Raw genomic sequence first — 1,245 nt, 5'->3', positions numbered from 1 at the left:
TTCGGCGGCGTCCTACTCTCCCACAGGGTCCCCCCTGCAGTACCATCGGCGCTGAAAGGCTTAGCTTCCGGGTTCGGAATGTAACCGGGCGTTTCCCTAACGCTATGACCACCGAAACACTATGAAGTTGAACACCGGAACCCCACACACGGGGCTCTGACAGCTGTTCATTGCTTCAGAACAAACACAGTGGACGCGAGCAACTGAGGACAAGCCCTCGGCCTATTAGTACCAGTCAGCTCCACCCCTTACGAGGCTTCCACATCTGGCCTATCAACCCAGTCGTCTACTGGGAGCCTTACCCTCTCAAGGAGGTGGGAACACTCATCTCGAAGCAGGCTTCCCGCTTAGATGCTTTCAGCGGTTATCCTTTCCGAACGTAGCCAACCAGCCATGCCCTTGGCAGGACAACTGGCACACCAGAGGTTCGTCCGTCCCGGTCCTCTCGTACTAGGGACAGCCCTTCTCAATGTTCCTGCGCGCGCAGCGGATAGGGACCGAACTGTCTCACGACGTTCTAAACCCAGCTCGCGTACCGCTTTAATGGGCGAACAGCCCAACCCTTGGGACCGACTCCAGCCCCAGGATGCGACGAGCCGACATCGAGGTGCCAAACCATCCCGTCGATATGGACTCTTGGGGAAGATCAGCCTGTTATCCCCGGGGTACCTTTTATCCGTTGAGCGACGGCGCTTCCACAAGCCACCGCCGGATCACTAGTCCCGACTTTCGTCCCTGCTCGACCCGTCGGTCTCACAGTCAAGCTCCCTTGTGCACTTACACTCAACACCTGATTGCCAACCAGGCTGAGGGAACCTTTGGGCGCCTCCGTTACTCTTTAGGAGGCAACCGCCCCAGTTAAACTACCCATCAGACACTGTCCCTGATCCGGATCACGGACCGAGGTTAGACATCCAGCACGACCAGAGTGGTATTTCAACGACGACTCCACAACCACTGGCGTGGCCGCTTCACAGTCTCCCACCTATCCTACACAAGCCGAACCGAACACCAATATCAAACTGTAGTAAAGGTCCCGGGGTCTTTCCGTCCTGCTGCGCGAAACGAGCATCTTTACTCGTAGTGCAATTTCACCGGGCCTATGGTTGAGACAGTCGAGAAGTCGTTACGCCATTCGTGCAGGTCGGAACTTACCCGACAAGGAATTTCGCTACCTTAGGATGGTTATAGTTACCACCGCCGTTTACTGGCGCTTAAGTTCTCAGCTTCGCAACCCCGAAAGGT

General features: G+C 56.2%; 2 rRNA genes (1 of these 2 only partly in view). Both read right to left on the bottom strand.

From position 1 onward, the window contains the following. Positions 1–116: ribosomal RNA gene (gene rrf, locus ACIQ8J_RS35830) — 5S ribosomal RNA — on the bottom strand; the annotation flags it as partial. Between the two features lie 89 nt (positions 117–205). Then, a 23S ribosomal RNA gene (locus tag ACIQ8J_RS35825) occupies positions 206–1,245 on the bottom strand; its annotated part runs 1,440 nt beyond the window's last position; the annotation flags it as partial.

The organism is Streptomyces sp. NPDC094147, assembly GCF_044764265.1.
Taxonomy (GTDB): domain Bacteria; phylum Actinomycetota; class Actinomycetes; order Streptomycetales; family Streptomycetaceae; genus Streptomyces.
This window is presented reverse-complemented; position numbering and strand designations above follow the sequence as displayed.